Genomic DNA, 25,788 nt, shown 5'->3' with positions numbered 1-25,788 from the left:
GGGAGGCTCGGAGGATGACCGACGAGGCTCCCGTCCCCGTCCACCCGGCGGGTGTCCCGGCCGACCTGGTGGACCTGTCCTACGAGCCGCTGACCCCCACGGCGTTCCTCGACCGGGCCGCGGCGGCTCACGGCGACCGGGTCGCGGTCGTCGACGGCGACCTGCGGTTCACCTACACCGAGTTCCGGGACCGCTGCCGGCGCCTGGCGGGCTCGCTCGGCGCGCTGCACGACGGGCGCCCGGTCGCGGTCCTCGTGCCGAACACCCACGTCGGGCTGGAGGCGGCGCACGCGGTCCCGTGGTCGGGGACGGCGCTGGTCGCGGTCAACACCCGGCTCTCGGCGGGCGAGGTCGCCTACATCCTGGAGCACTCCCACGCCTCGGTGCTGGTGGCCGACCCGGTGTTCGACGACCTCGTCGCCGAGGTCGTTGCCCGCCTCGACACCCCGCCGCACACGGTGCGGGTCGGCCCGGACTACGAGCGCCTCGTCGAGGAGGGGGAACCCACCGCGGTGCGGCCCGCCGACGAGCGCGGCCTGCTGTCGATCAACTACACGTCCGGGACCACCGGGAACCCGAAGGGCGTGATGTACCACCACCGGGGCGCCTACCTGCAGGCGCTGGCGATGGTCGGCCACACCGGGCTGACCGCGTCGTCGGTGCACCTGTGGACGCTGCCGATGTTCCACTGCAACGGCTGGTGCTTCCCCTGGGCGGTCACCGCGGCCGCCGCCACCCACGTCTGCCTGCCGAAGGTCGAGCCGTCCCGGATCTGGGAGCTCGTGCGCGACCAGGGCGTCACCCACCTCAACGGCGCCCCCACCGTGCTGTCGATGATTGCCTACGCGCCGGAGGCCGGGCCGGTGGAGACCCCGGTGGCCGTCGCGACCGGGGGAGCACCGCCGAGCCCGGCGATCCTGCGCCGGATGGCCGAGCTCGGGTTCGAGGTGACCCACCTCTACGGGCTCACCGAGACCTTCGGCCCGGCGATGATCTGCGACTGGCGTCCGGAGTGGAACGACCTCGACGCCGACGCCCGGGCCCGGATGAAGGCCCGCCAGGGCGTCGGGAACATGATCGCCTGCGCCGTCCGGGTGATCGACGACGACGGCGCCGACGTCCCCGCCGACGGGGAGACGACCGGCCAGATCGCGTTGCGCGGCAACAACGTGATGCTCGGCTACCTCGACGACGAGCAGGCCACCCGCGACGCCGCGCCGGACGGCTGGTTCCGGACCGGCGACATCGGCGTCATGCACCCCGACGGCTACGTCGAGCTCCGTGACCGCTCGAAGGACGTGATCATCTCCGGTGGGGAGAACATCGCCAGCGTCGAGGTGGAACAGGCCATCGCCGACCACCCGGCCGTGCTGGAGGTCGCGGTGATCGCCGTCCCCGACGAGCGGTGGGGCGAGGTCCCGGCCGCGTGGGTGACCCTGCGCGAGGGCGCGAGCGCCACCGAGGACGAGATCGTCGAACACGTGCGCGGGCGGCTGGCGCGGTTCAAGGCGCCGAAGCGGGTCACCTTCGCCGAGCTGCCGAAGACCTCCACCGGGAAGATCCAGAAGTTCGTGCTGCGCGACGAGGCGTGGGCCGGGCAGGAGCGCCGGATCCGGTAGGGGCCGGGGCAGCGCGGTCAGGGCAGTGCGCTCAACGAGCGCCACTCGTCCCAGGGGATCGTCCAGTCGTAGAGGTCGCCGTCGCGGGCGGTCAGCGGCTGCGAGCTGCCGGTCACCTCGACCGGGTCGCCGAACACGGCGCCCGCGAAGAACTCCTTCGCGTCACGGGTGGAGAGGTTGATGCAGCCGTGACTGACGTTGCGGTTGCCCTGCGCCCACGACGACGCGGGGTTGGCGTGGATGAACTCGCCGTTGTTGGAGATCCGGACCGCCCAGAACTGGGGTTCGTCGACGTAGCCGTAGTCGGGGTTGCTCATCAGCACCTTCTCCGACCTGGCCATGACCACGTGGATGCCGGAGCGGGTCACCCGGCGCGGGTCGGACTCCAGGCCGTAGGAGGCGTCGTAGCGGGCGACCTCCGTGCCGTCGCGGACGACGACGATCGCGTGGCTGCGGGTGTCGGCCTTCACGATCTGGCTGCGTCCCACGGTGAAGGCCCGGTCCAGGTCCTCCGTCATGAAGGTGCCGTCGCCCAGGTCGAGCCCGCGCAGCGCGCCCCGCACGTGGACCTGCGTGTGCGCGGGCCAGTAGGCCTTCGGCCGGTAGTGCACCCGCGAGCCCTCGGCGGTGTCGGGCAGCCACGCCCAGGCGCCCTCGACCGTCCGCGACGCGGTGACGCTCAGCGCCCGCTCGACGGTGGCCTTCGCGGCGTCGGGGAGCTTCTCGCCGAAGGTGAGCACGACCGGCGCGCCGATGCCGACCTCGCCGCCGTCGCGGATGTTCATGGTGGCGTCGACGGTGTCGTCGGGGTCGACGGTGGTGAACGGGGCCGGGGGCACCGGGCGCCGGTCCTGCGGGCCCAGCACCCAGCTGCCCGACCAGTGGTAGGTGGTGGCGAGGTCCAGCGGCTCGGTGGCGGTCCAGCTGCGGCCGTCGGGGGACAGGGTGCCCGCGACGGTGACCGGCCCGTCGTCGCCGTCGGCGGTGAGTGCGACGCCGTCGAGGGTCCCGGTGCTGACCTCGGTGCGGACCGGGCTGCGCGGGGCGACCGGGGCACCGCCGGCCGGGACGCTGGTGAGGACCTCGGGGACGGGGGGTGCGGGCGGCACGGCCGGGGCCGGACGGAGGCGGTCGACGGCACCGGCGAGGTTGCGGGCCAGCGAGTCGACGCCGCCGCCGACGGTGTCACCGATCCGGCCGCCCGCCATCGCGGCGGTCCCGCCCGCGAGCAGGACCACCAGTGCGACCAGCGAGGTCGCGAGCACCGCCCAGGTGCGGCGGTGCACCGAGCGTCGCCGCCGGCGTGGGGTGTGGCGCCCGCGCGAGTGCTCCCAGGACCTCGACATGCCGAGGATGATGGCCCGCATGTCACCCACACGGGCGGTACGACACCCCGACGACATGTGATCGTTGCCCGGGCGCGTCCGGGGCGCCGACGTGACAGGGTTCCGGCCATGAGCTACGACGTCGCCGCCGTCCGCAGCCGTTTCCCCGCCCTGCGCGCCGGGATCGCCCACTTCGACGGGCCCGGCGGCTCCCAGGTCCCCGACGCCGTCGCCGGGGCGGTGGCCGCCGCCATGACCTCCCCGCTGGCCAACCGCGGGACGGTCACCAGCGGTGAGCGCGCCGCCGACGCGATCGTGCTCGGCGCCCGCGCCGCGACGGCCGACCTGCTCGGCGCGGACCCGCGCGGGATCGTGTTCGGGCGCAGCATGACCGCGCTGACCTTCGACCTCGCCCGCACGCTGGCCGCGACCTGGTCGCCGGGCGACGAGATCGTCGTGACCCGCCTCGACCACGACGCGAACATCCGCCCCTGGGTGACCGCCGCGCAGGCGGCCGGGGTGACGGTCCGGTGGCTCGACTTCGACCCCGCCACCACCGAGCTCGACGACGTGACGCCGCTGTTGTCCGACCGCACCCGGCTCGTCGCGGTGACCGGGGCGTCGAACCTGGTCGGGACCCGCCCCGACCTGCCCGCGATCGCCGCAGCCGTGCACGCCGCCGGGGCGCTGTTCATGGTCGACGGCGTGCACCTGACCGCGCATGCTCCGATCGACCTCGCCGCGACCGGCGCCGACTTCTACGCCTGCTCGCCCTACAAGTTCCTCGGCCCGCACTGCGGGGTGCTCGCCGCCGACCCGGCGCTGCTGGAGACCCTGCGCCCGGCGAAGCTGGCACCGTCGAGCGACGCGGTGCCCGAGCGCTTCGAGCTCGGCACCCTGCCCTACGAGCTGCTCGCCGGGACCACCGCCGCCGTCGAGTTCCTCGCCGCGCTGGACCCGTCGGCGACCGGGGACCGCCGGGCGCGGCTGCAGGTGTCGATGGCAGCGGTGGAGGAGCACGAGCGGCCGCTGCGCGAACGCATCGAGACCCACCTCGCCGCTCTGCCCGGGGTCACGGTGCGCTCCCGGGCGGCCCGGCGGACCCCGACCCTGCTGGTGACCTTCGACGACCGCGACGCCGCCGACGCCTACCGGCACCTGGCGCAGCGACGGATCGCGGCGCCCGCCTCGTCGTTCTACGCGCTCGAGTGCTCGCGGCGGCTCGGCCTGGGGGACACCGGATCCCTGCGGATCGGGCTGGCCTGCTATACCGACGACGCCGACGTCGACCGGCTCCTGGACGGGCTCTCCGACTTCGTCGGGGCCTGATCCACATATGTGAGACTGTTCAGGTGACGCGTCCTCGGTGGGTCTTCGCGGCCCTGCTCGCACTGTCCCTCGTCGCCGGGTGCTCGGCACCCGCCGCGGCACCGCAGGCCCCCGGTGGGGCCGGTGCGGCGGCACAGGACTGCGTGCCCGGCGCCGCATCCGCCCCGGACGACACGGTCGCCTTCAGCCACGCCACCAACGTCACGATCACCGGCGGCGACGGCTACCGGGTCCTGACCGTCCGCACGCCCTTCCCGGGTGGGCAGCCGCAGTCGGTCGTGCTCGTCGGCTGCGGACAGGGCGACCCGGCGCTGCCCGCGGCGCTCGCCGGGGCCCCGGTGGTGCACACCCCGGTGAGCGGGATCTTCGCCGGTTCGACCACCCAGCTACCGATGATCACCGAGCTGGGTGGGCTCGACCGGATCAGCGGCGTCGGCGGGGCCGCGCTGGTCACCGACCCGGCCGTGCGCGGTCGCGTCGAGTCCGGTGCCGCCGTCGACTTCGCGCCGAACGCCACGATCGACGCCGAGGCCGTCGTCGCCGCCGCGCCACCGGTCGTGCTGTCGGCGGGGGCCGACGACCCGGCCTTCCCGGCGCTGGCCGCCGCCGGGATCCCGGTGGTCGGCTGGGCGGACTACCTGGAGACCGGTCCGCTCGGCCAGGCCGAGTGGATCAAGGTCGTCGGTGCGCTGACCGGGCAGGACGCCCGCGCCGCGGAGGTCTTCGACGGCATCGCGGGCCGCTACACCGACCTCGCCGGTCGCGTGCGCGGTCTGCCGCCCACCCCGATCGTCGCCGGGCAGCCCTATCAGGGCACCTGGAACGTCGCGGCCGCCGGGTCGACCGCGGGCATCCTGTTCCGCGACGCCGGCGCCACCTGGCTGGGTGCCGGGATGCCCGGCACCGGCACCCAGGCGCAGTCGCTGGAGCGGGTGCTGGCCGACGACGGCGACGCCCGCATCTGGCTCGCCGACGGCCCGTTCGCCACGACCGCCGACGTCGCGACGCTTGACCCGCGGCTGTCCTCGCTCGCCGCGGCCCGCCCCGGCGGGCAGCTGTGGACCCGCGACCGGGCCACCACCGCCGACGGCGGCAACGCCCTCTACGAGCGCGGCGCGCTCCACCAGGACGAGATCCTCGCCGACCTCGTCGCGATCCTGCACCCGCAGGCCCTGCCCGGGCACGCGTTCACCTACTACCGGCAGGTGCCCGCCGGATGAGGCAGGCCGCACCGGCGTCGCCCGCTCCGGCGCCCCGGGCCCCGGACCGGGCCGGACAGCGCTCGGGACGCCGGGCGCCGCTGGTCCTGGCGCTGCTCGCCGCCGGTGTCGTCGTGCTGTTCGCCCTCGCCGTCTCGACCGGGTCGGTGGTGATCGGGCTCGATCGGACGCTGTCGGCGCTGCTCGGCATCGGCGCCCCCGACGCCCGGCTCGACCTGCTCGTCACCGACCTGCGGGTGCCGCGGGCGGTGACCGCGACGGCCGTCGGCGTCGGGCTGGGCACCGCGGGGCTGCTCACCCAGACCCTGTTCCGCAACCCGTTGGCCGAGCCCTACGTGCTCGGGGTCAGCGCCGGGGCCGGGCTGGGCGTCGCGCTGGTGACCACGCTCGGCGCGGCCGCGGGGACCGCCGCGTTCGCCACCGGCGGGCTCGGCGCCGCGCCGGTCGTCGGGGGGCGGCTCACGACCGTCGCGGCCGCGGCGGTCGGTGCCGCCGCCGTGCTCGCGCTGGTGCTGGCACTGTCGCGGTTCGCCCGGTCGGTCACCGCGCTGCTCGTGATCGGCGTGATGCTGGGGTCGGCGGTCACCTCGGTGGTCAGCCTGCTGCTGGTCTGGACCGACCCGCGCACCGCGCAGCAGTACCTGATGTGGGGCCTCGGCTCGGTGTCCGGCGTCGGTCGCGGCGAGCTGCCGGTCCTCGGCGGGATCGTCGCGGCCGGGCTGCTGGCGGTGGTCGTGCTGGCCAAGCCGCTCGACGGGCTGTTGCTCGGCGACGACTACGCCCGCACCGCCGGCGTCGACGTCGCCCGGGTACGGCTGGCCGTGCTGGGTGTCGCCGCCGTGCTCGCCGGGGCGGTCACCGCGTTCTGCGGGCCGATCGGGTTCCTCGGCATCGCCGTGCCGCACCTGGCCCGGATGGCGGTCGGCACCGCGCGGCACCGGGTGCTCGTCCCGGCCACCGCCCTGACCGGGGCGCTGGTCGGGCTGGCCTGCGCGGTCGTCGCGAACCCGCCGGGGCTGGGCACGGTGATCCCGCTGAACGTGGTGACCTCGCTGGTCGGGGCGCCGGTCGTGATCGCGGTGCTCCTGCGCTCCCGACGCCTGGGCGCGGCCTGGTGAGCGCCGGGCTGGCGCTGTCCGGGCTCGACGTCGGGTACGCCGAGGGCGGGGCGCTGCGCCGCGGCCGGGTGCGCCCGGTGCTGTCCGGGGTGGACGCCGTCGCCGCACGGGGCGAGCTGACCGTGCTGCTCGGGGCGAACGGCGCGGGCAAGTCCACCCTGCTGCGGACCCTCGCCGGGCTGCTGCCCGCGCTGGGCGGCACGGTCACCCTCGACGGCACCGACCTGCTCGGGCTGCGCGCACCGGAGCGGTCCCGCCGGGTCGGGGTGGTGCTGACCGACCGGCCGGACCCGGGGCAGCTGACCGGCCGCGACGTCGTCGAGCTGGGGCGGCTGCCGCACACCGGCGCCACCGGCGTGCTCACCGCCGGCGACGAGGCCGCCGTCGACGCCGCGATCGACGCGGTCCGCGCCGGCCCGCTGGCCGGACGCCCGCTGGCTCGGATGTCCGACGGCGAGCGGCAGCGGATGATGGTCGCCCGCGCACTGGCCCAGCAGCCCTCGCTGCTGCTGCTCGACGAGCCGAGCGCGTTCCTCGACGTCTCCTCCCGGGTCGCGCTGCTCGGGACGCTGCGCCGGCTGGCGGGGGAGCAGGACCTCGCGGTGCTGTTGTCCACCCACGACCTGGAGCCGGCACTGCGTCTGGCGGACCGGGCCTGGCTGCTCGACGGCGCGGGCGCGCTGCACACGGGGACGCCCGGTGAGCTGGCAGCCTCCGGGGCGGTGGGGGCGGCGTTCGACACCGACGAGCTGGCCTTCGACGCGCCCACCGGCACCTTCCGCCTCCGCACCCCAGGGTGACCGCGTCCGCGCCCCCCCCGCACCCGGCCGCGCCGCCGGCGCCACCGCTCCCGGCCGCCCGGGAGGTACCCGGTCCGACGGCGGGCGGCCGCCGCCCCACCGGACCCGCACCGCACGGGGTCCGACCGCACCGCACACCTCCGGACATGGGCGGCGGGACCGGAACCTGTGCGACGCCGCGTGTGCCGCGGGTGCGGGGCCGGAGCGCGGGATGAGTCGGAGCTGCGGAACGGACGCCGGACAGTGGTGCGGATCACTCGGATGGGGTCGTGACCGGCGGATGCGGGCCGGTCGTGCACGACCGGCCGCGCCGACGGCGCGGCGCCGGGTCCCGGTACCGCAGCCCGGTCGGGGTGTCCGCGGCGTCGTCGGGCACGACGCGACCCGGAGTCGCTAGGTTCGCGCCGGACGCGCCGCCCGTCCGGGTGCGCGCATCGGAACACGAGGAGATGCGATGACGCACGCCGCGAGCGCGGCCGAGCTCGAGTCGCTGCTGCTGACCCGGTCGCTCGACGACCCGGAGCTCGCCGCGGCCACCGAGCGGACCCCCGACATCCGGGTCCTGCCCGACGTGTCCGTGGTCAAGGTCGGCGGGCAGAGCTTCATGGACCGCGGCCGCGAGGCGGTGTTCCCGCTGGTCGAGGAGCTGCTGGAGGCTCGGTCCGCGCACCGGCTGCTGATCGGCACCGGCGGCGGCACCCGGGCCCGGCACGCGTACTCCCTGGCCGCCGGGCTCGGCCTGCCCACCGGTGTGCTCAGCTCGGTCGGCAGCGCCGTCGCCGGGCAGAACGCCACCATGCTCGGCTACCTGATGGCCCGGCACGGGGTGCCGGTCGTCGCCGGGGGCGGGTTCGACGCGCTGCCGCTGTCGCTGTCCGAGGTCCGCGCTGCGATCTTCGCCGGCATGCCGCCGTACGCCATGTGGCAGCCGCTGCCCGACGAGGGTGTCATCCCGCCCTACCGCACCGACGCCGGCTGCTACCTGGTCGCCGAGACCTACGGCTGCAAGAACATGATCTTCGTCAAGGACGAGGACGGTCTCTACACCGCGAACCCGAAGAACGACCCGTCGGCGACCCTGATCCCCGAGATCACCGTCGACGAGCTCGTCGAGCGGGACCTGCCCGACCTGATCGTCGAGCGCCCGGTGCTGGAGCTCATGCGGCACGCGACGCACGTCCGCTCGATCCAGATCGTCAACGGTCTCAAGCCCGGCAACCTCACCCGCGCGCTCGCCGGCGAGCACGTGGGCACGATCATCACCGCGGGAGACGCCCGATGAGCACCACCCACCCCAAGGACGTCGAGTCCCCGCTGGCCCGCCAGACCCTGCTCGACCGCGAGCAGGTCCGCCCCGTCGACCAGCAGCAGCCGGTCATCCGGATGCTGCCCCGCCTGCGCGTGGTCGTGCTCGGCGGCCGCTCGATCGTCGACCGCGGCCGCGACGTGCTGCTGCCGCTCGTCGAGGAGCTGCGCGCCGCGATCTCCGGCGACCCGCTGCTGATCGCCACCGGTGCCGGGGTCCGTGCCCGGCACGCGCTCGGCGTCGGCCTCGACCTGGGCCTGCCGACCGGTGCGCTCGCCGAGATCGCCGGCCGTGAGGCCGAGCAGAACGGGCACCTGGTCGCCGCGCTGCTCGCCGAGCAGGGCGTCGCCTACCTCGGGCACGACACCGTCGCCCACCAGCTGCCGGTGCACCTGGCCGCGTCGAACGCCGCCGTCACCAACGGCTATCCGCCCTACGGCGTGCACGAGCTGCCGACGGCCGCCGGGAAGATCCCGGCCCACCGCACCGACACCGGCGCGCTGCTGCTGGCCGACGCGTGGGGCGCGGCCTCGCTGACCTACGTCCGCGACGTCGGCGGCGTGCTCGACGGGGACACCGTGCTGCGCGAGGCGTCCGCGGCCGACCTGCTCGCCGACGCCGCCCGGACCCTGCCGATCGACCGGGAGGCGCTGCGCACGCTGCAGCGCGCCCGGCACGTCCGGTCGGTGCAGATCGTCGACGGGACCGTCGCCGGGAACCTGACGAAGGCCCTGGCCGGGGAGCACATCGGGACCGTCGTCTCGGCCTGACCTCCGAGGACCGGATCCGTCCGGGTCCGGTGCCACGGTCGTGTCGTGGCGCCGAACCCGTTCCCCGTCCCGCAGGCGGAGATCGACCGCCTGCACGCCCGACTCGACGACACCGCCGGCCCGACGTACCGTCCGGCGCCGGGTGGTCCTCCGGCGTCCCGCCCGACCATCTGCGCGCGCTCGCCGACCACGGGCGGCACCACGTCGACTGACGGGCGGTGGAGGAGCGGCCGGCCGCGGACTCCGTCGTCGTCGACACCCCCGACCACGCCGGGGTGCACGCGCTGGTCCGCCGCTCGACGCGGTCCGACGCCGTACCGCTGCTGCCGGTGCACGGCTGGCCGTCCACCCCGGCGGACGTCCTCGACCTCCTGGGCCCCGCTCACCGAGCCGCTCCTCGACGACCTCCGGGCGTTCGCCCACTCCCTCGGACCCGAGTCCGGCGATCGATCAGTACTTCAGGGCGGTCGCGTGACGGGGGGACAGCGCTGAGGTACTGATCGAGGTCGGCGCGGCCGGGAGCCGGCGAGCGCAGCCCGGGCGGCGCCGGGGCGGGGTCGGGCAGCCGGGCCTCAGCCCACCGGGACCGGCGGGACCGGCGGAGCGGCACCGGGCTCCGTGCGTCGCCGCCGTCGCCGACCCGCGACGAGTGCGGCGCCCGTCAGCAGCATCAGCCCGGCGACGGCCGCCACGAACGGCACCGAGGCCGGGTCCCCGCCGTAGGCGCCGATCGTCACGAACGCCACCGCCGAGGGCGCCACCCCGAGCACCGACCCGGCCAGGTAGTCGCGCAGCCGGATCGCGGTCAGCCCGCAGGCGTAGCTGAGCACCGGGAACGGGATCACCGGCAGCAGCCTGCCCCCGGCGACGGCCCACAGCCCGCCCCGGCGCAGCCGCGCGTCGAGACGGCGGATGCGGGCGCCGCCGATCCCGGCGACGACCTCGCGGCCCAGCGTCCGCGACAGCACGAAGCCGATCAGCGAGCCCACGGCGACGGCGGTCATCGTCGTCGCCAGGCCGACGGGCAGGCCGAACAGGACCCCGGCGGCGATGCCCATCACGGTCGCGGGCGCCGGGACCAGGGTGAACCCGACGAACAGCAGGGTGAACAGGACCGGTGCCGCCCAGCCCGCGGACGCCGTCGTCGCACGGACGCCCTCGACCGTCGGCCAGCCGGTGACCAGTACTACCGCGGAGCCCGCGGCCACCAGCGTCACCAGCAGCACGGGCCGCCACCATCGGGCCACCGTCGACCACCTCCACCCGGGTCTACGAGTGCGGGTACCCGCGGGGTTCGGGTGAGCACCGGCACGGACCGGTGAACGGCGACCGGTGTGCGGCGGACGACGGTGTCCGGTGTGACACAGTCTCGGCCTGATGAGACGTCCGGCGCGCACCCGCACCCTGCTGGGGTGGATCGCCGTCGCGTTCGTCGGGGCGTGGATCGTCGGGACCGTCACGCTGATCGCGGCGGCGGGGGAGCGCGGTGCCGACGACCGGGCCGCGCTCTACGAGCGGGGCGAGGCCGCGCTGCGGACCCCCGACGGTGGCGGTGCCCGGCTGCACGAGCTGCTGCTCGACGCCCCGGACCGCGGTTTCGTCGACGACTACGTCGAACGCCTCCAGGCGGCCGGGTCGCCCGCCGTGCTGCCCACCGGGCCGGACCGGGTCGAGGTGCGCTCGGGACCGGTGCTGGTGACGCTGTCGGTCACCGAGGAGGCGGGCCGCTGGTACTTCAGCCTCCTGCCGCCCGGGGAGCGGGAACCGGGCTGACCACCGGGCGCCACCACGGCGTCCGCGACCGGGGCGCCGGCCCGGGGCCCGCCGCGACGACGACACCGGGGAACCCGGTCAGCAGCCGCGGCACCGCGCGGCGCAGCCGTCGCACGGCGGCGGCGCCGTCGACGTCGTCGAGGCGCGCCTGCAGGAACAGCCCGCCCCCGTGGCGCGCGGTCCGCACCCGGGACAGCTCGGGCAGCGTCCGCGCCAGCACACGCAGTTCACCCGCGGTCAGCGGACAGCCGGCGACGACCACCGTCGCGGTGAAGGGGCGCGTCCCGTCGTGCTCCGAGTTCATGGAGTCCCCTACGAGCGGAGCCCCCGTCCGGATGCGGTCCCGGCCGGGAGATACCCACTTCTCATGACGCCGAGACCTGGGGTTACTCCGTCCGCAGCAGCTCCGTGACGTCCGTCCGGAACTGCATCGCCCGATAGGGCCAGTTGGTCGTGGTGTTCCACTGGCTGACGACCAGGTGCAGGTCGTCGAGCGTCGAGCCGGGGACGACGTAGCCGCCGTAGAGCTGTGCGACGCGGCCGGTGGCGTGGTCCTCGTCGTCCCAGCCGCAGCCGGTGAGCACCGTGGTCCGCGGGGCGCGGTGCAGGTCGGCGTTCGGGCGGTCGAGCAGCAGTGTGTCGATCCGGTAGTTCCCGGCGTCGAAGACGGTGAGCAGCAGGTGCTCGCGACCGTCCGGGCCGGGCACCCGGCGCAGGTTGAGCTCGCCGAACGCGCCGGGGAGGGTCAGCGTCGGCGGGTTGCCCCAGTCCCAGCGCTCCCCGGCGAAGCCCCACGGCTCCCACGCGTCGCGGTCGGTGATCCGGTCGGCGGGCACCCGGTGCAGCAGCAGGCCGTCGCGGCGCTGGAAGCCGGTGGTGTAGGCGTAGACGTAGCCGTCGCCGCCGTCGCACCAGGTCAGCTGCTGGAACAGGCCGTCGTGGTGGTCGCCGGGCCAGTCGCAGCCGGTCCGCTCCCAGGTGACGCCGTTGTCGCGGGAGGCGACGATCTCGCTCCACAGCACGTTGCCGAGGCCCTTGTTGGCCATGACGTGCAGGTACATCGTGTCGCCGACGGTAATGACGTCGGCCGGCAGGATCGTGGTGACGCGCCGGTGCAGCCGGAACCAGTTCGTCGCCGGCTTGCTGACCAGGCGGCAGGCGTAGTCGGCCGCGTCGCCGCCGGAGCCGGTCCAGCGCAGGCCGCCGCGGACGTCGTCGGGGTCGGCGAACAGGACGACCGGGGAGCGCCAGCCGGGCCCGCCGACACCGGCCCGGTCGAACGTGTCGCCGAAGACGGCGACCAGGCGCCCGTCCGGGGCGGTGGCGAGGATGCCGAGGTCGGTGCCGCCGATCCCGAACCGGTCGGTGTACCCGGGCCCGGTCAGGTCGGCGATCTTGGTCGTGACGGCCATGGCGCGACCCTACGGGCGGTACCGCGCGATCGCGTCGCGGGTCGCGGGCAGCGCGAACACCTCCGCGAAGGTGTCGACGCTCGCCTCCACCGAGCCGGTGATGCCCTGCTCGCGCCAGGTCTCGAGCAGCTGCTTCTGGGCCGACAGGACCTCGCGGGTCGGGGCGAGCAGCGTCGCGACGAGGTCGTCGACGGCGGCGTCGAGCCCGGCGGGGGAGTCGACGAGCCGGTTCACCAGCGGCGCCGTCCCGGGCTCGTCGACCCGGTGCACGCTGCCGGTCAGGACCATCTCCTGGGCGAGCGCGGCACCGACGTAGCGGGGCAGCAGCGCCGCGTCGACCACCGACGGGATCCCGAGGCGCACCTCGGGCAGCCCCACCCGCACCCCGGCGTGGGCGACGCGCAGGTCGCAGGCCAGCGCGAGCTCGAACGCCGCACCGAGGCAGGCGCCGTTCAGCCGGGCGATCGTCGGCACCGGTGCGGTGCGCACCGCGCGCAGGCAGGTCGCGAGCCGGGTGATGATCGCGCGACCGTCGCCGGGGGCGGCGTCGCGGAACACGTCGAGGTGCATCCCGGCGCCGAACGCGCGGTCCCCGGCCCCGGTGACCACGACGACCCGCACCCGGTCCGGGAGGTCGGTGACGGCCGCGGTGATCGCGTCGACGTCGCTCGTGTGCAGTGCGTTGGCGGCCTCGGGACGGTCCAGGGTGACCGTCCGGACCGCGCCGTCGTCGTGCACCCGCGGAGTCCCCATCAGTGCACCGTCCACGGCGGCGGGACGGTGCGTGGGGGGCGTCGCCGCAGCACCAGGACCAGCACCGGCAGCACGATCGCGCCGACGCCGGCCGCGACCGGCGTCAGGATCGCCAAGATCAGCGGGCCGATCCCGGCCGCGGCGACGACCAGCGCGACCCCGATCCCGCGTGCCCCCGGCGCGGCCGACAGCGTGACGGTGCCCGGCTCGTCGACGGGACCGCCGGTGGTCGCGGGGACGGCGACCTCCGCGGGCAGCCCGGCCCAGCGCACCCAGGACAGCAGCGCCAGGAGCCCCGGCACCGCGACCGCCGCTCCGCCGATCCACCGCCATCCCCGGACCACGACGATCATCGGACCACAGCGGCGGCCGCGACGACAGGTCCTACCGGGCGGCCGCCGCGGCCACCGCGTCGGCGAACACCTGCGGCGCCTCGACCGGGACGAAGTGCCCGACGCCGTCGACGGGGGTGACGGTCACGTCGGTGAAGAACTCCCCGACCCGGTCGGACCAGTCGCGCGGGAACAGCGGGTCGTGCTCGGGCCACAGGAACGTCGTCGGGACGGTGACGCGGTCGGCCGGGTCGGGCGCGGTCTCGGCGAGCGAGCGGGCCACCGCGCCGCCGCCGGAGCGGTACCAGTTGATCGACGCGACGAACGCGCCCGGCGTCCCGTACGCGACGGCGAGGTGGTCGAGGCGCTCGTCGTCGGGGGTGAACTCCGGGCCGGACCAGTGCGACCAGAAGTGGCGCAGGTACGCGCGGGCGGCACGGGCGTCGCCGTCGACGAGCTCGCGGGCCAGGTCGAGCTGGTGGAAGGACTGGTACCAGAACTCGCGCACCGGCTGCTCCGCGAGGATCCGCCGCCCGACCCCCGGCGCGGGCGGGGTGACCACGAGCGCGCGGAGCAGGTCGGGCCGGTCCTTCGCGACCTGCTGGCCGACGCGGCTGCCGACGTCGTAGCCGGCGACGACCACATCGGACAGGCCCAGCTCTCCCAGCAGCGCGGTCAGCGAGAGCGCCTGCGCGGCCGCCGAGTACTGCTCGGCCGGGTCGCGGTCGTGCGAGTCGGACCCGCCGAACCCGCGCAGGTCCGGGACGACGACGTCGTGCGCGGGGGCCAGCCGCTCGGCGACGGCGGTCATGTCCGTCCGGTCGCCCGGCCAGCCGTGCAGCAGCAGGACCGGCGGCGCGCCGGGCTGGCCGTGGCGGTCGTAGGCCAGTCGGAAGCCGTCGGTCGCGGCGGACAGTGGCATCGCGGGGATCCTCCGGGATCGTGGGACGGGCGGCTCGGTGTACCGAGAAATGATGATGGGGCGCCCGGGTCGCGACGGCGATACTCGCGCGTGTGAGCGAGCGCCGGGGCCCCGACGTCGAGGTCGACTGGGACGACCCGGAGACCCCCACCCCGGGCTGGATGGGGTTCCTGCTGGCGCTGTGGCTGCTGCTCGCGCTCGCGTGCGGGTGGTCCGCCGTCGACGACCTGCGCCTGGCCAGCGGCGCGGTCGGCGCGCCCGGGGTCCTGGAGGTCACGGACTGCACCGACCTGGGGGAGGGTCGCTACGACTGCAACGGCCTGTTCCGGCCGGACGCCGGCGGTGACCCGATCGCCGTCGACGCCTCGCCGGACTCGTCGGCCGGGGAGGTCGTCGCGGCGCAGCTGACCACTGCCGGTGACCGTGCGGTGCCCACCGGGACGACCGGGGTGCTCGCCGCACTGACCCTGCCGTTCCTCGGCGTCGCCCTGCTCGGCTACCTGCCCTGGACGACGGCGGTGGTGCTCGGCACCCGGCGCGGCCGCCGCGGGCTCGCCGTCCTCGGGCACGTGGTGACGCTCGTCTTCGGGACCGCGACGATCGTCGGCCTGGTCCTCTCCTGACCCGTCCGGTCGAATTGTCGGGCCGTAACGGTTACCGTTCGCCGACCGTTCGGCCGACACGTCAGGGGGAACCGTGTCCCAGGCACCCACCACCGGAACGACGGAACGTCACCGTCTCCCGGTCCGGACGCTCGTCGCGGCGTCCATCGGCAACGCGGTCGAGTGGTACGACTGGACGATCTACGCGACGTTCTCGATCTACTTCGCGACGCAGATCTTCCCGCCCGAGAACGCGGCGCTGGCCCTCATCTCGACGCTCGCAACCTATGCGCTCGCCTTCTTCTTCCGGCCGCTGGGCGGTCTGCTGCTGGGCCGGTTCGCCGACCTCAAGGGCCGCCGCACCGCGATGCTGGTGACCATCCTGCTGATGGCGGGCGGGTCGTTCGTCATCGGCCTGCTGCCGACGTTCGCGATGATCGGCTGGTTCGCCCCGGTCCTGCTGCTGCTCGCGCGCATCGCGCAGGGCATGTCGCTGGGCGGCGAGGTCTCCAACGCCTCGGCCTACCTCGCCGAGATCGCCCCGCGCGAGCGGCGCGGGCGCTACTCGTCGTTCTTCTACATCTCCACCGGCACCGCGGTGCTGTTCGCCTCCCTCACCGGCTTCGTGCTGGCCGCGACGCTGACCGAGGACCAGCTGGCCTCCTGGGGCTGGCGGATCCCGTTCCTGCTCGGCGGGGTGCTCGGGATCATCGGGCTCTGGATGCGGCGCCAGATGAGCGAGAGCGAGCAGTTCGAGGAGAACAAGGAGTCCGCGGCCCGGATCCGCAACCCGCTGATGCTGGCCCTGCGTGAGCACCCGAAGGCGGTCGCGCAGCTCGTCGGCTTCACGATCCTGCACACGCTCTGCTACTACACCTTCTTCTCCGCGCTGACCCCGTACGCGACGAAGTCCCGCGGGGCCGACGCGTCCGAGGTCTTCCTCGCGCTGTCGATCGCCACGGCGATCTTCGTGCTGCTGCAGTACCCGATGGGGGCCGCCGCCGACCGGTACGGCCGCAAGCCGCAGATGCTGGTCTGGTCCGCGGCCACCGCGGTGCTCGTCGTACCGCTGTCGTTCCTGATCGGGCCCGGCTTCTGGAACATGTTCGTCGTGTTCGTCGTCGGGTTGTCCCTCTACACGGCGATGACCTCGGTCGCGCCGGCGATCATGAGCGAGCTGTTCCCGACGAAGGTCCGGGCCCTGGGCATCGGTGCCTGGTACAACCTGACCGTTGCGGTGTTCGGCGGGACCGCGCCGCTGGTCATCGCCTCGCTGCAGGAGGCGGACCTGGCGATCCTGTTCTTCGTCTACGTCGCCGTCGGGGCCGTGATCTCCTTCGTCGCGGTGCTGACCCTGCCGGAGACGAAGGGCTCCGCGCTGCGCTGACCGGGTACGCTCCATCGAAACGACGCCGTTTCGATGGAGAGCTCGCGATGACCAGCACCGCACCGGCCGACACGCTGCGCCACCTCGCGCACGGCGCCACGCTCGAGGAGGGCCTCGGGTTCTTCGACGCGCTGCCCGCCGTCGGGGTCGCGGAGATGCTGGGCGACTGGTCGGGCGGCGAGATCCCCACCGGCAACCCGATGGACGGGCTGCTGGGGCGTTTCGGCTGGCACGGCAAGCGGTTCGACGGCGTCGACGACGTCCACCCGCTCGTCATGGACCACCCCCGCGGCGGCCTGTTCTCGCTCAACCCCGCCCTGGTCCCGCTGCCCGCGCTGCTGCGCCACCCGGCCGCGCTGCGCAACGCGACCCTGGCGCGGATCGCCCGCACCGCGGGCCCCGCGCTCGCCACCCGGGCCCCGAAGGCACGGCTGCGCACCACCGAGTACCGCGGGGTCGCCAGCGCCACCATGTGCTATGACGACCTGCCGATCCACGACGTCTTCCGGCGCGTCGACGACGCCACCGTCCTCGGTGCCATGGACATGCGCGGCCTGACCCACCCGTTCCTGTTCTTCCTGCGTCGCGAGTGACCAGGCGCTTCCCCGACGAGCGCCGCCGGGAGGTGCTCGCCGCGACCCGTGACCTCGTCGCGGAACGCGGCTACTCCTCGACCACCGTCGAGGCCGTCGCCGCGGCGACCCGCACCAGCAAGGCCACGCTCTACCGGCAGTGGGGCGACAAGGCCGCACTCGTGGTGGAGGCCGTCTCGGCGGGCAGCCCGCTCGCGATCGACCGGATCGACACCGGGTCGCTGGCCGGGGACCTCGCCGCGGTCGTCGACCAGCTGGCCGCGCGGGCCGCGGTCGACGTGCCGATCGTGCTGGGACTGGCCGGGGCCGGACAGCGCGACCCCGCCCTGCCTGCCGCGTTGTCCTCGCGGCTGCTGCCGCAGGTCGAGGCGCTGCGCGCGGTGGTGGCGCGGGCCGTCGCCCGCGGGGAGCTGCCCGCCGACCCGCCCGCCGCCCGGCACCTGCCCTACCTGCTGGCGGGCGCGGTGGTGGCGCCGACGCTGCTCGACGGGCCGGCCGCCGTCGCCGACGCCGGGTACCTGCGGTCGGTCTGCGACGACGTGCTGCTACCGGCCCTCGGGGCTCGCGCGTGAGCTCCGCGCGCTCCTAGGCGGGACCGTCGACGACCTGGACGACACCGTCGGCGGTGCCGGTGACGAACAGCCGTCCGGTGTCCGGGTCGACCGCGACCGTGTTCGGCTGCCGCACGGTGGGGATCCGGGCCACCTCCCGCGGCGTCGGGTCGGTCATGTCGTACCCGACGAGCAGGTTCGCCCCGGTCGCGGTGACCCACACGCGGTCCCGGACCGGGTCGTAGGCGATCCCGTAGGGCTCGCCGGGCAGGTCCACCCGTCCGACCTCGGCCGGGGTGCCCGCCGGGTCGAAGACGATCAGGTGCCCGCCCCGGGTGTCGGTCGCGATCATGCGGCCGTGCCGGTCGGCGACCAGGTGGGTCGGGCCGTCGCCGGCCGGGAGCTCGCGGATGCCGTCGCCGGTGGCGGCGTCGTAGACGGTGAGGGTGTTCTCGCGGACGTCGATCAGTCCGACCCGGTCGCCGACGGGGGCGAGCCCGGCGGGCTGGGTGACGTCGGTCAGCTGGCGCACCACCCGGTCCCCGCGGACCACGGACACGCTGCCACCCGCCTCGTTGGCGACGAACACGGTCCCGGCCGCCGTCCCGGTCGCGTCGTGCGCCATCGGGCCGGTCATCACCTCCGACGACACCTGGCCACCGGGCAGCGAGACGCGCAGCAGGCCGTTCGCGCTCTCGCTCGGGACCAGCACCGGCCCGCCCGGCCCGGCGAGCTGCAGGTGGCGCAGCACGCCCGGCAGCGGCACCCGCCCGACGACGGCGGCGGTGTCGGCGTCGAGCAGCACGAGCCGGTCGGGCTGCCGCACCCCGACCGCGACGCGGCGCGTCGGCCCGTCGGCGACGATGCCCTCCGGGACCGCGCCGACCGCGACGGTCCGTCCGGGCGGGGTGGCGGTCACCGGTGGCGCGACGCCCGGCTCGGCGGGCGGCGGCAGCGGCTCGGCGAACCGGGCGGGGGTGCCCGCACGCCCGGGTGCGGCCGGGCCGTCGGCCGGCGCGGCGCAGCCCACCGTGAACAGGGCCAGGGCCAGGACGGCCGCCCGCTGCATGCGTTTCCCTGTCGCCATGGGTTCAGCATCGTGCCTCGGCCGGACGCCCGCGCGGCGGCCGAGGAGCGCACCTGCCTGTTGCGCTGCGAAACGATAGATGGCTATCGTTCCGGTGTCCCGATCATGACGACGAGGGAGTTCCGCCGTGACGACGACCGAGGCCCCGCAGTTGCCCTTCGACCGTCCGAACGTCATCGACGTCGCGCCGCTGTACGCGGTACTCCGCCGCGAGGGGCCGATCGTGCCGGTGCGCACCCCCGTCGGTGACCCGGCGTGGCTGGTCACCCGGCACGCCGAGGCGCGCTCCCTGTTCGCCGACCCGCGGCTCGGCCGCTCGCACCCCGCGCCCGAGCAGGCGGCCCGGGTGTCCGAGGCGGCGGTCCTGGCCGGCCCCACCGGCACCGTGGAGACCGAGAAGGCCGAGCACGACCGGATGCGCAGGCTGCTGGTCCCCGCGTTCTCGGCCAAGCGGATGCGGCGCCTCGGCGACCACGTCGGCGAGCTCGTCGACGGCTGCCTCGACGACCTCGTCGCCGCGCGGGAGACGTCCCCCGACGGCGTCGCGGACCTGCACGCCCACCTCGCGTTCCCGCTCCCGGTGCTGGTCATCTGCGAGCTGCTCGGCGTGCCCTTCGCCGACCGCGGCTACTTCAGCGGGCTGTCCGAGCGGGTCGCGACCATCCGCTCCGGCGGCGACGCCGAGACCGCGATGACCGAGTTCCGCGGCTACATGGGACGGCTCGCGGCGGCGAAGCGGGAGACCCCGGGAGAGGACGTCGTCACCGACCTCGTACGGGCCCAGGCCGAGGACCCCGGCTTCGGGGAGGCCGAGCTGACCCGGCTCGCCGCCGGGCTGCTCTTCGCCGGGCACGAGACCACCGTCGGGCGCATCGACCTCGGTGTGCTCCTGCTGCTCACCGACACCACCCGCCGGGACGCCTTCGTCGCCGACGTCGACGGCCGGCTGCACGGCACGGTCGAGGAGGTCCTGCGCATGTCGGCCCCCGGCGGGCTCGGGCTGCTGCGCTACGCGCACGCCGACATCGAGGCCGGGGGCGTCACGATCCGCCGCGGTGACGCGGTGATGATCTCGACGGCGTCGGCGAACCGGGACACCGGGGTGTTCGACGACGCCGACGCCTTCGACCCGACCCGCCGGCCCAACCCGCACGTGTCCTTCGGCTACGGCGGCCACTTCTGCATCGGTGCGAGCCTGGCCCGCACCGAGCTCGCGACGGTGTTCGCGCGGCTGTTCCGGCGGCTGCCCGGGCTGCGGCTCGCCGTCGCCCCGGAGGACCTGGACGTGCGGGCCGAGCAGGTCACCGGGGGAGTGCGGGGGCTGCCGGTCACCTGGTGAGCCGGTGCCGCGGCGCCCCACGACCTCGCGCGGCGACCCGCGCACGGGGTGCCGCGGACCGGGCAGGGGCGCCGCGGGACGGGCTCACAGCCCGTCGGCCAGGATCCCGTCCATCGCCCGCTCCACGATCGCCGCGATCGTCCACGACGGGTTCGTGCTCCCCGTCGTCCCCGGCACCAGCGCCCCGTCGACGACGTGCAGTCCCGGGTGCCCGGCCACGCGTCCCCGGTCGTCGGTGACCCGGCCCAGCACCGCGCCGCCCAGCGGGTGCCACGTGACCGGGTCCGCTGCCCCCAGGTCGAGGACCCCGGAGGGTGCGTCCGCGGCACGCGCGACCAGGCTGGAGAGCCCTGCGGGCAGCCGGGAGGCGACGTCGGAGACGACCCGTCCGAGGCCGGCGCCGATCGGGGCGTCCGGGGCGATCAACCGCTGGGTGAGGTCGCGGACGGTGCGCTGGGCGTCGGCGTCGCCGTCGGCCGGCCAGTGCAGCACGGCCTCGCCGGTGGCGCCGTCGAAGCGGAACTCGCCCACCGGGTCGCAGGCCCCGAAACCCGGCAGCGACATCGCGCGGACGTCGAACGGCAGCGGCGCGGGACCGAAGGTGAGCGTGACGGCCTCTGCGCGGTCGTCGGTGGGTGGGCGGATGCCGGCCGCCATCGGCCCGGCCTGCGGTCCGCCCGCCGGTTCGGGGACGCCGACGCGCAGCTGGATGCGGTCGCCGTTGTTGCCCCAGAACCGGCCGGCGTCGGCGGTGAGGTCGGGCAGCGTCCCGATCTCGCGGGCCCGCACGAGCAGCCGGGAGGTGCCGGTCGACCCGGCGGCGAGGAACAGCGCGCCGGTGGTGAGCGCGATCCGTTCCCGCACGACGCCGTCGGTGTCGATCCGCTCGACGTCGAGCCGGTAGCGTCCGCCGCCGACCGCGTGCAGGTCGACCACCCGGTGCAGCGGGGCGACGGTGACCAGTCCGGAGGCCTCGGCGTCGCGCAGGTAGTTCTTGTCCGCCGACAGCCGCGCCCCGGAGTTGACACCGGTGAAGTACTCGCCGACCGACATCGACGGCGTCGCCCGCCCGGCGAACTCGGCACGCACGACGTCCCAGTCGGTCGCGTTGGGCAGCAGCTGCGCGGTCAGCCCGGCACGGCGGGCCTGCTCCAGGAACAGCCGGGTGCCGACGTGCGCGGGGTGGGCCAGGACGTCGTCGGGGATCGGCGAGACCCCGACCCGGGCGGCGGCGCGCGGGTAGTGCACGGCGGCGAGCTCGTCGTGGTCGATGCCGGGGACCGCCGCGGAGAACACCGCCGCGTCCGGCCGGATCCACACCCCGGCGTACACCAGCGTCGACCCGCCGACGCCCGCCCCGCAGAGCACGCTCATCCCGCGCCCGGACACCTTCTCGAACAGGCCGGTGTAGGGCCGGTAGAGGGTCGGCGGCTGGCCGGGGAACACCGGCGCGGGCGTCAGCCACGACGAGCGGCGGTCCGGGCGCAGGAACGGCGGGAACGTGTCGGCGGCCGGTGTGGTCCAGCGGCGGCCGCGTTCGAGGACCAGGGTGCGCACGCCCGCCTCGGCGAGCCGGGCCGCGGCGATCGACCCGCCGAGCCCGCTCCCGACGACGACGGCCGGTGCGGACATCGCGGTGACCTCGCGGCGCAGCAGGGCCGGCGCGGCGGTCGCGGTGCCGGCGGCACCCAGCGCGGCCGCACCGAGCGCGGCCCCGGTCAGGAACCCCCGGCGGCTGGTCACCCGCATCCGGCTCAGCCCCCGATCCGGATGTCGGCGACGATCTCGCGGATCAGGCCGTCGTCGTAGCGGAAGGTCTCGTGCACCCGCGCGGTCGTGAGGCCCACCGGACCCGCCCCGACGGACAGGGTGAACTCCGCGACGACGACGCCGTCCCCGCGCACGTGGTAGGTCTCGTCGGAGACGGCGCGGATGATCCGGTACTGCGGGCCGAACCGCAGGTCGGCGCGCAGCTGGTCGCCGGAGAACCCGGTCGGCAGCCCCGCCTCGACCCGGGTCGCGTCCGGGTGGAACGGCACCGCCGACGGGTCGTGGTCGGCGAGCGCGGCGACGTAGGCGCGGGCACCGTCGACCCGGCAGGCGTCGTCACAGGTGGAGGCGGACGCGACACCCGCCCCCGCTCCGGCGACGATCACGCCGACGAGCACGGACAGCAGCAGACTGCGCGACCGCATGGGAACCTCCGGGACCTGGGGGAGCGGACGGGGGGACGACGTGACGGGAGCGACGCCCGGGGGCAGGCGCCGGGAGACACGGGACGACGGCGTGGCGCGCACGCGGGCGGCCCTGCTGGCCGCGGCGGCCGACGTGTTCGCCGAGCGGGGCTACGACGGCGCCTCGGTGGACGAGATCGCCCGCGCCGCCGGGGTGTCGGTGGGGTCGATCTACAGCCGCTTCGGCAGCAAGCAGGACCTGTTCCGGGCGCTGATGACCGGCCACCTGGAGGGCGACCTGCACCGGGTGCGGTCCGGTTTGGACACGGGCCCCGAACAGGGGCTGGCCGAGCTGGAGGCGGTGCTGCTGGAGACCGCCCGCTCGCGCCCGGCGACCCTGCTCGACGCCGAGAGCTGGGCGGTGGCGATGCGCACCCCGGCGATGCGCGCGGCCGTGGCCGACCACCACCGCAGGGTCCGGGACGAGGCCGCGGCGATGGTGGCGCGCGGCCGCGCGGCCGGCGGGGTGGACCTCGGCGTGCCGGACGACGAGCTGGCGACCGCGATGATCGCGCTGTTCCACGGCCTCGTCCGGGAGTACCGCCTCGGTGTGCCCGGCGAGGCGCCGCCCGACCTGTACAGCCGCATGGTGCACGCGCTCGCGACCGGGCTCGCCGCACTGGCCGCGGACGGCGGGCCGCCCGGCGGGCCATGATCCACAGCGAGCCACGGGCGGCAGTCTGGCACGGGTGAGCGGACGCTCACCCACCGGGTTCTCCATCGGATGTCGGACACCCGTCGACGGTCACGGGGTCGCCGTCCGGACGGGCGCGGACGCGACCCCCCACCCGGCGGTGGCGCCCGCGACACCGTTCGCCACGATGGGGCGGTGACAGGCACGGCACCCCCGGACATCCAGCAGCACCGCTCGATCAACCAGCGCATCGCCGACGAGCTCGGCGCCCGGCCGGACCAGGTCGGGGCCGCGGTGGCCCTGCTGGACGAGGGCTCGACGGTCCCCTTCGTCGCCCGGTACCGCAAGGAGGCGACCGGCGGCCTCGACGACGCCCAGCTCCGCACCCTGGAGGAGCGGCTGCGCTACCTGCGGGAGCTGGAGGAGCGGCGCACCGTCGTCCTCGACTCCATCCGGTCGCAGGGCAAGCTCGACGAGTCCCTCGAGGCCACCATCCTCGCCGCCGAGTCCAAGGCCCGGCTCGAGGACATCTACCTGCCCTACAAGCCCAAGCGCCGCACCAAGGCGATGATCGCCCGCGAGCAGGGCCTGGAACCGCTGGCCGTCGCGCTGCTCGCCGACCCGACGCTCGACCCGCACTCGTCGGCGGCCGCCTACGTGACCGACGAGGTCGCCGACGCCGGCGCCGCGCTGGAGGGTGCCCGGTCGATCCTGGTCGAGCGGATCGGGGAGAACGCCGACCTCGTCGGCGGCCTGCGCGAGCGCATGTGGGCGCACGGGCGGCTGGTCACCACGGTCCGCGAGGGCAAGGAGAACGACCAGGCCGCGGCCAAGTTCTCGGACTACTTCGACTTCGCCGAGAAGTTCACGACACTGCCCTCGCACCGGATCCTCGCGGTCTTCCGCGGCGAGTCCGAGGAGGCGCTCGACGTCACCCTCGACGCCGGCGTCGCCGACGACGAGCCGAACCCCTACGAGGCCCTGATCGCCGCCGAGTACGGCGTCGCCGACCGCGGCCGCGCCGGCGACGCCTGGCTGCTCGGCGTCGTCCGGTGGGCGTGGCGGACCCGCCTGCTCACCGCGCTCGGCATCGACATCCGGGTCCGGCTGCGCACCGCCGCCGAGGAGGGCGCCATCGGCGTGTTCGCGGCGAACCTGCGCGACCTGCTGCTCGCCGCCCCCGCGGGCACCCGCGCGACCCTGGGCCTCGACCCGGGCCTGCGCACCGGGGTCAAGGTCGCCGTCGTCGACGCGACCGGCAAGGTCGTCGACACCGCGGTGATCTACCCGCACGAGCCCCGCAAGGACCGCGCCGGGTCGCTGAAGACCCTGGCGGCGCTGTGCACGAAGCACTCCGTCGAGCTGATCGCGATCGGCAACGGCACCGCCTCGCGGGAGACCGACGCGCTGGCCGGTGAGCTCATCGCGGCGAACCCGGGCCTGAAGCTGACCAAGGTGATGGTGTCCGAGGCCGGCGCGTCGGTGTACTCGGCGTCGGCCTACGCCTCGGCCGAGCTGCCCGACATGGACGTCTCGCTGCGCGGCGCGGTCTCCATCGCGCGGCGCCTGCAGGACCCGCTCGCCGAGCTGGTCAAGATCGACCCGAAGTCGATCGGGGTCGGGCAGTACCAGCACGACCTGCCCGAGTCGTCGCTGTCGCGCTCGCTCGACGCGGTCGTCGAGGACTGTGTGAACGCCGTCGGTGTCGACGTGAACTCGGCGTCCGCGCCGCTGCTGCGCCGGGTCTCGGGCATCTCCGAGTCCCTCGCCGGCGCGATCGTCGCCCACCGGGACGAGAACGGCCCGTTCCGGAACCGCACCGCGCTGACCGGCGTCGCGCGGCTGGGGCCCAAGGCGTTCGAGCAGTGCGCGGGCTTCCTGCGCATCCGCTGTGGGGACGAGCCGCTCGACGTCACCGGTGTGCACCCCGAGTCCTATCCGGTCGTCCGGCGGATGGTGGAGCGCACCACGCTCGACGTGTCCGCCCTGATGGGCAACGCCGCACGACTGCACCAGATCAAGCCCAAGGACTACGTCGACGACGGTGTCGGGCTCCCGACCGTCACCGACATCCTGGCCGAGCTGGAGAAGCCCGGCCGGGACCCGCGGCCGGCGTTCCGGACCGCGACCTTCGCCGAGGGCGTCCACAAGATCTCCGACCTGCGGCCGGGGATGCTGCTGGAGGGCGTCGTCACCAACGTGGCCGCCTTCGGCGCGTTCGTCGACGTCGGGGTGCACCAGGACGGGCTCGTGCACGTGAGCGCGATGAGCAAGGACTTCGTCTCCGACCCGCGCGACGTCGCCAAGTCCGGTGACGTGGTCAAGGTGAAGGTCCTGGAGGTCGACGAGGCCCGCAAGCGGATCTCGCTGACCCTGCGTCTGGACGACCAGCCCGGCGCCGGCGAGCGCGGCGGCCGGTCCCGCGGGCCCGGCCAGGGCCAGGCCGGAGGCCAGGGCGGCCGGGGCCGCGACGGCGGCGAGCGCGTCGGGCGCGGTCCGGGCGGCGGCGACCGCGGCCGGGGTGGCCGCGACGGTGGCCGTGGCGACCGCGGCCGCGGCGGTCAGGGCGGTGGCCGCGGCGGCTCCGGCGGCGGCCGGCAGGACCGCGGCCCCGCCAACGACGCGATGGCCGAGGCGCTGCGCAAGGCGGGCTTCGGCAAGTCCTGAGCCGACGACCGGGCC

26 protein-coding genes are annotated in these 25,788 nt (G+C 75.3%); 16 read left to right on the top strand and 10 right to left on the bottom strand.

Going from position 1 to position 25,788, the window contains the following annotated elements:
* The first annotated feature begins 14 nt into the window (after positions 1-14).
* Positions 15-1,619 carry an AMP-binding protein gene (locus ZF1_RS16420; RefSeq protein WP_482637696.1) on the top strand — a complete coding sequence of 535 codons (1,605 nt, stop codon included), beginning with the start codon at positions 15-17 and terminating at the stop codon, positions 1,617-1,619.
* A 17-nt stretch (positions 1,620-1,636) separates the two neighbouring features.
* Here the strand turns inward: ZF1_RS16420 and ZF1_RS16415 are convergent, their stop codons facing one another.
* Positions 1,637-2,965: a L,D-transpeptidase gene (locus ZF1_RS16415; RefSeq protein ID WP_482637695.1), complete on the bottom strand. Its 1,329-nt coding sequence runs from the start codon at positions 2,963-2,965 to the stop codon at positions 1,637-1,639.
* A 108-nt stretch (positions 2,966-3,073) separates the two neighbouring features.
* Here ZF1_RS16415 and ZF1_RS16410 point away from each other — a divergent pair, with 108 nt between their 5' ends.
* The 7 genes from ZF1_RS16410 (at position 3,074) to ZF1_RS16380 (ending at position 9,987) form a co-directional block, all read left to right on the top strand.
* On the top strand, positions 3,074-4,273 hold the full coding sequence (locus ZF1_RS16410) for a cysteine desulfurase-like protein (protein WP_482637694.1): 1,200 nt from the start codon (positions 3,074-3,076) through the stop codon (positions 4,271-4,273).
* A 23-nt stretch (positions 4,274-4,296) separates the two neighbouring features.
* Complete coding sequence (locus tag ZF1_RS16405) at positions 4,297-5,493, top strand: ABC transporter substrate-binding protein (RefSeq protein WP_482637693.1); 1,197 nt, start codon at positions 4,297-4,299, stop codon at positions 5,491-5,493.
* Positions 5,490-6,611: a FecCD family ABC transporter permease gene (locus ZF1_RS16400; RefSeq protein WP_179762554.1), complete on the top strand. Its 1,122-nt coding sequence runs from the start codon at positions 5,490-5,492 to the stop codon at positions 6,609-6,611. Before ZF1_RS16405 ends, ZF1_RS16400 begins: the two co-directional genes overlap by 4 nt.
* Positions 6,608-7,411: an ABC transporter ATP-binding protein gene (locus tag ZF1_RS16395; protein ID WP_073574573.1), complete on the top strand. Its 804-nt coding sequence runs from the start codon at positions 6,608-6,610 to the stop codon at positions 7,409-7,411. Before ZF1_RS16400 ends, ZF1_RS16395 begins: the two co-directional genes overlap by 4 nt.
* A 454-nt stretch (positions 7,412-7,865) precedes the next feature.
* Positions 7,866-8,693 carry an amino acid kinase family protein gene (locus tag ZF1_RS16390; protein WP_073574574.1) on the top strand — a complete coding sequence of 276 codons (828 nt, stop codon included), beginning with the start codon at positions 7,866-7,868 and terminating at the stop codon, positions 8,691-8,693.
* Positions 8,690-9,487, top strand: a complete 798-nt coding sequence (locus ZF1_RS16385) for an amino acid kinase family protein (protein ID WP_073574575.1) — start codon at positions 8,690-8,692, stop codon at positions 9,485-9,487. Before ZF1_RS16390 ends, ZF1_RS16385 begins: the two co-directional genes overlap by 4 nt.
* A 218-nt stretch (positions 9,488-9,705) precedes the next feature.
* A complete protein-coding gene (locus ZF1_RS16380) occupies positions 9,706-9,987 on the top strand; it encodes an epoxide hydrolase N-terminal domain-containing protein (RefSeq protein ID WP_357458082.1) in 282 nt (93 codons plus the stop codon).
* Between the two features lie 72 nt (positions 9,988-10,059).
* Here ZF1_RS16380 and ZF1_RS16375 read toward each other — a convergent pair whose 3' ends face one another.
* On the bottom strand, positions 10,060-10,734 hold the full coding sequence (locus ZF1_RS16375) for a TVP38/TMEM64 family protein (protein WP_482637692.1): 675 nt from the start codon (positions 10,732-10,734) through the stop codon (positions 10,060-10,062).
* Positions 10,735-10,864: 130 nt separating this feature from the next.
* Here ZF1_RS16375 and ZF1_RS16370 point away from each other — a divergent pair, with 130 nt between their 5' ends.
* A complete protein-coding gene (locus tag ZF1_RS16370) occupies positions 10,865-11,260 on the top strand; it encodes a hypothetical protein (RefSeq protein WP_073574577.1) in 396 nt (131 codons plus the stop codon).
* Here the strand turns inward: ZF1_RS16370 and ZF1_RS16365 are convergent.
* From ZF1_RS16365 to ZF1_RS16345, 5 genes are all read right to left on the bottom strand, one after another.
* The gene (locus ZF1_RS16365) at positions 11,223-11,564 is read right to left on the bottom strand and encodes a hypothetical protein (protein WP_482637691.1); all 342 of its coding nucleotides are present in this window, start codon (positions 11,562-11,564) and stop codon (positions 11,223-11,225) included. The genes ZF1_RS16370 and ZF1_RS16365 overlap by 38 nt on opposite strands.
* An 82-nt stretch (positions 11,565-11,646) precedes the next feature.
* Positions 11,647-12,672, bottom strand: a complete 1,026-nt coding sequence (locus ZF1_RS16360) for a DUF4185 domain-containing protein (RefSeq protein ID WP_179762559.1) — start codon at positions 12,670-12,672, stop codon at positions 11,647-11,649.
* Between the two features lie 9 nt (positions 12,673-12,681).
* Positions 12,682-13,425 (bottom strand): enoyl-CoA hydratase-related protein, encoded by a 744-nt coding sequence (locus ZF1_RS16355; protein ID WP_482637690.1) that lies wholly within the window; start codon positions 13,423-13,425, stop codon positions 12,682-12,684.
* Positions 13,425-13,778: a hypothetical protein gene (locus ZF1_RS16350; protein ID WP_482637689.1), complete on the bottom strand. Its 354-nt coding sequence runs from the start codon at positions 13,776-13,778 to the stop codon at positions 13,425-13,427. The genes ZF1_RS16355 and ZF1_RS16350 overlap by 1 nt, the downstream gene beginning before the upstream one ends.
* Before the next feature lie 31 nt (positions 13,779-13,809).
* Positions 13,810-14,679, bottom strand: coding sequence for an alpha/beta fold hydrolase (locus tag ZF1_RS16345; RefSeq protein ID WP_179762562.1), 870 nt, complete (start codon positions 14,677-14,679; stop codon positions 13,810-13,812).
* A 92-nt stretch (positions 14,680-14,771) separates the two neighbouring features.
* Between ZF1_RS16345 and ZF1_RS16340 the strand changes: the two genes are divergently transcribed.
* From ZF1_RS16340 to ZF1_RS16325, 4 genes are all read left to right on the top strand, one after another.
* Positions 14,772-15,302, top strand: coding sequence for a hypothetical protein (locus ZF1_RS16340; protein WP_482637688.1), 531 nt, complete (start codon positions 14,772-14,774; stop codon positions 15,300-15,302).
* Positions 15,303-15,375: 73 nt separating this feature from the next.
* Positions 15,376-16,668, top strand: a complete 1,293-nt coding sequence (locus tag ZF1_RS16335; RefSeq protein ID WP_482637687.1) for an MFS transporter — start codon at positions 15,376-15,378, stop codon at positions 16,666-16,668.
* A 47-nt stretch (positions 16,669-16,715) separates the two neighbouring features.
* On the top strand, positions 16,716-17,261 hold the full coding sequence (locus ZF1_RS16330; protein WP_482637686.1) for a DUF4334 domain-containing protein: 546 nt from the start codon (positions 16,716-16,718) through the stop codon (positions 17,259-17,261).
* On the top strand, positions 17,258-17,833 hold the full coding sequence (locus tag ZF1_RS16325) for a TetR/AcrR family transcriptional regulator (RefSeq protein ID WP_482637685.1): 576 nt from the start codon (positions 17,258-17,260) through the stop codon (positions 17,831-17,833). Before ZF1_RS16330 ends, ZF1_RS16325 begins: the two co-directional genes overlap by 4 nt.
* A 13-nt stretch (positions 17,834-17,846) precedes the next feature.
* On the opposite strand, the gene ZF1_RS16320 is transcribed toward ZF1_RS16325, so the two are convergent.
* On the bottom strand, positions 17,847-18,899 hold the full coding sequence (locus tag ZF1_RS16320; RefSeq protein WP_482637684.1) for a YncE family protein: 1,053 nt from the start codon (positions 18,897-18,899) through the stop codon (positions 17,847-17,849).
* Positions 18,900-19,026: 127 nt separating this feature from the next.
* Here ZF1_RS16320 and ZF1_RS16315 point away from each other — a divergent pair, with 127 nt between their 5' ends.
* A complete protein-coding gene (locus ZF1_RS16315; RefSeq protein ID WP_482637683.1) occupies positions 19,027-20,238 on the top strand; it encodes a cytochrome P450 in 1,212 nt (403 codons plus the stop codon).
* Between the two features lie 84 nt (positions 20,239-20,322).
* Here ZF1_RS16315 and ZF1_RS16310 read toward each other — a convergent pair whose 3' ends face one another.
* Together ZF1_RS16310 and ZF1_RS16305 are read right to left on the bottom strand one after the other, a co-directional pair.
* Entirely contained in the window at positions 20,323-21,987 is a 1,665-nt protein-coding gene (locus ZF1_RS16310) for a GMC oxidoreductase (RefSeq protein ID WP_482637682.1), read from the bottom strand.
* A gap of 5 nt (positions 21,988-21,992) precedes the next feature.
* Complete coding sequence (locus ZF1_RS16305; RefSeq protein WP_476651679.1) at positions 21,993-22,433, bottom strand: DUF8021 domain-containing protein; 441 nt, start codon at positions 22,431-22,433, stop codon at positions 21,993-21,995.
* Between the two features lie 91 nt (positions 22,434-22,524).
* Here ZF1_RS16305 and ZF1_RS16300 point away from each other — a divergent pair, with 91 nt between their 5' ends.
* The gene (locus ZF1_RS16300; RefSeq protein WP_476651678.1) at positions 22,525-23,127 is read left to right on the top strand and encodes a TetR/AcrR family transcriptional regulator; all 603 of its coding nucleotides are present in this window, start codon (positions 22,525-22,527) and stop codon (positions 23,125-23,127) included.
* A gap of 174 nt (positions 23,128-23,301) precedes the next feature.
* Positions 23,302-25,773 carry a Tex family protein gene (locus tag ZF1_RS16295; protein WP_482637681.1) on the top strand — a complete coding sequence of 824 codons (2,472 nt, stop codon included), beginning with the start codon at positions 23,302-23,304 and terminating at the stop codon, positions 25,771-25,773.
* Positions 25,774-25,788: the final 15 nt, after the last annotated feature.

The sequence above is a fragment of the Pseudonocardia sp. ZF1 genome (assembly GCF_056835605.1).
This window is presented reverse-complemented; position numbering and strand designations above follow the sequence as displayed.

What these genes read in the sequence shown, in the direction of transcription:
- ZF1_RS16420 (WP_482637696.1), top strand. Translation starts at nt 15, where the DNA reads ATGACCGACGAGGCTCCCGTCCCCGTCCACCCGGCGGGTGTCCCGGCC.
- ZF1_RS16415 (WP_482637695.1), bottom strand. Translation starts at nt 2,965, where the DNA reads ATGTCGAGGTCCTGGGAGCACTCGCGCGGGCGCCACACCCCACGCCGG.
- ZF1_RS16410 (WP_482637694.1), top strand. Translation starts at nt 3,074, where the DNA reads ATGAGCTACGACGTCGCCGCCGTCCGCAGCCGTTTCCCCGCCCTGCGC.
- ZF1_RS16400 (WP_179762554.1), top strand. Translation starts at nt 5,490, where the DNA reads ATGAGGCAGGCCGCACCGGCGTCGCCCGCTCCGGCGCCCCGGGCCCCG.
- ZF1_RS16390 (WP_073574574.1), top strand. Translation starts at nt 7,866, where the DNA reads ATGACGCACGCCGCGAGCGCGGCCGAGCTCGAGTCGCTGCTGCTGACC.
- ZF1_RS16385 (WP_073574575.1), top strand. Translation starts at nt 8,690, where the DNA reads ATGAGCACCACCCACCCCAAGGACGTCGAGTCCCCGCTGGCCCGCCAG.
- ZF1_RS16370 (WP_073574577.1), top strand. Translation starts at nt 10,865, where the DNA reads ATGAGACGTCCGGCGCGCACCCGCACCCTGCTGGGGTGGATCGCCGTC.
- ZF1_RS16365 (WP_482637691.1), bottom strand. Translation starts at nt 11,564, where the DNA reads ATGAACTCGGAGCACGACGGGACGCGCCCCTTCACCGCGACGGTGGTC.
- ZF1_RS16360 (WP_179762559.1), bottom strand. Translation starts at nt 12,672, where the DNA reads ATGGCCGTCACGACCAAGATCGCCGACCTGACCGGGCCCGGGTACACC.
- ZF1_RS16355 (WP_482637690.1), bottom strand. Translation starts at nt 13,425, where the DNA reads ATGGGGACTCCGCGGGTGCACGACGACGGCGCGGTCCGGACGGTCACC.
- ZF1_RS16350 (WP_482637689.1), bottom strand. Translation starts at nt 13,778, where the DNA reads ATGATCGTCGTGGTCCGGGGATGGCGGTGGATCGGCGGAGCGGCGGTC.
- ZF1_RS16345 (WP_179762562.1), bottom strand. Translation starts at nt 14,679, where the DNA reads ATGCCACTGTCCGCCGCGACCGACGGCTTCCGACTGGCCTACGACCGC.
- ZF1_RS16330 (WP_482637686.1), top strand. Translation starts at nt 16,716, where the DNA reads ATGACCAGCACCGCACCGGCCGACACGCTGCGCCACCTCGCGCACGGC.
- ZF1_RS16320 (WP_482637684.1), bottom strand. Translation starts at nt 18,899, where the DNA reads ATGGCGACAGGGAAACGCATGCAGCGGGCGGCCGTCCTGGCCCTGGCC.
- ZF1_RS16310 (WP_482637682.1), bottom strand. Translation starts at nt 21,987, where the DNA reads ATGCGGGTGACCAGCCGCCGGGGGTTCCTGACCGGGGCCGCGCTCGGT.
- ZF1_RS16305 (WP_476651679.1), bottom strand. Translation starts at nt 22,433, where the DNA reads ATGCGGTCGCGCAGTCTGCTGCTGTCCGTGCTCGTCGGCGTGATCGTC.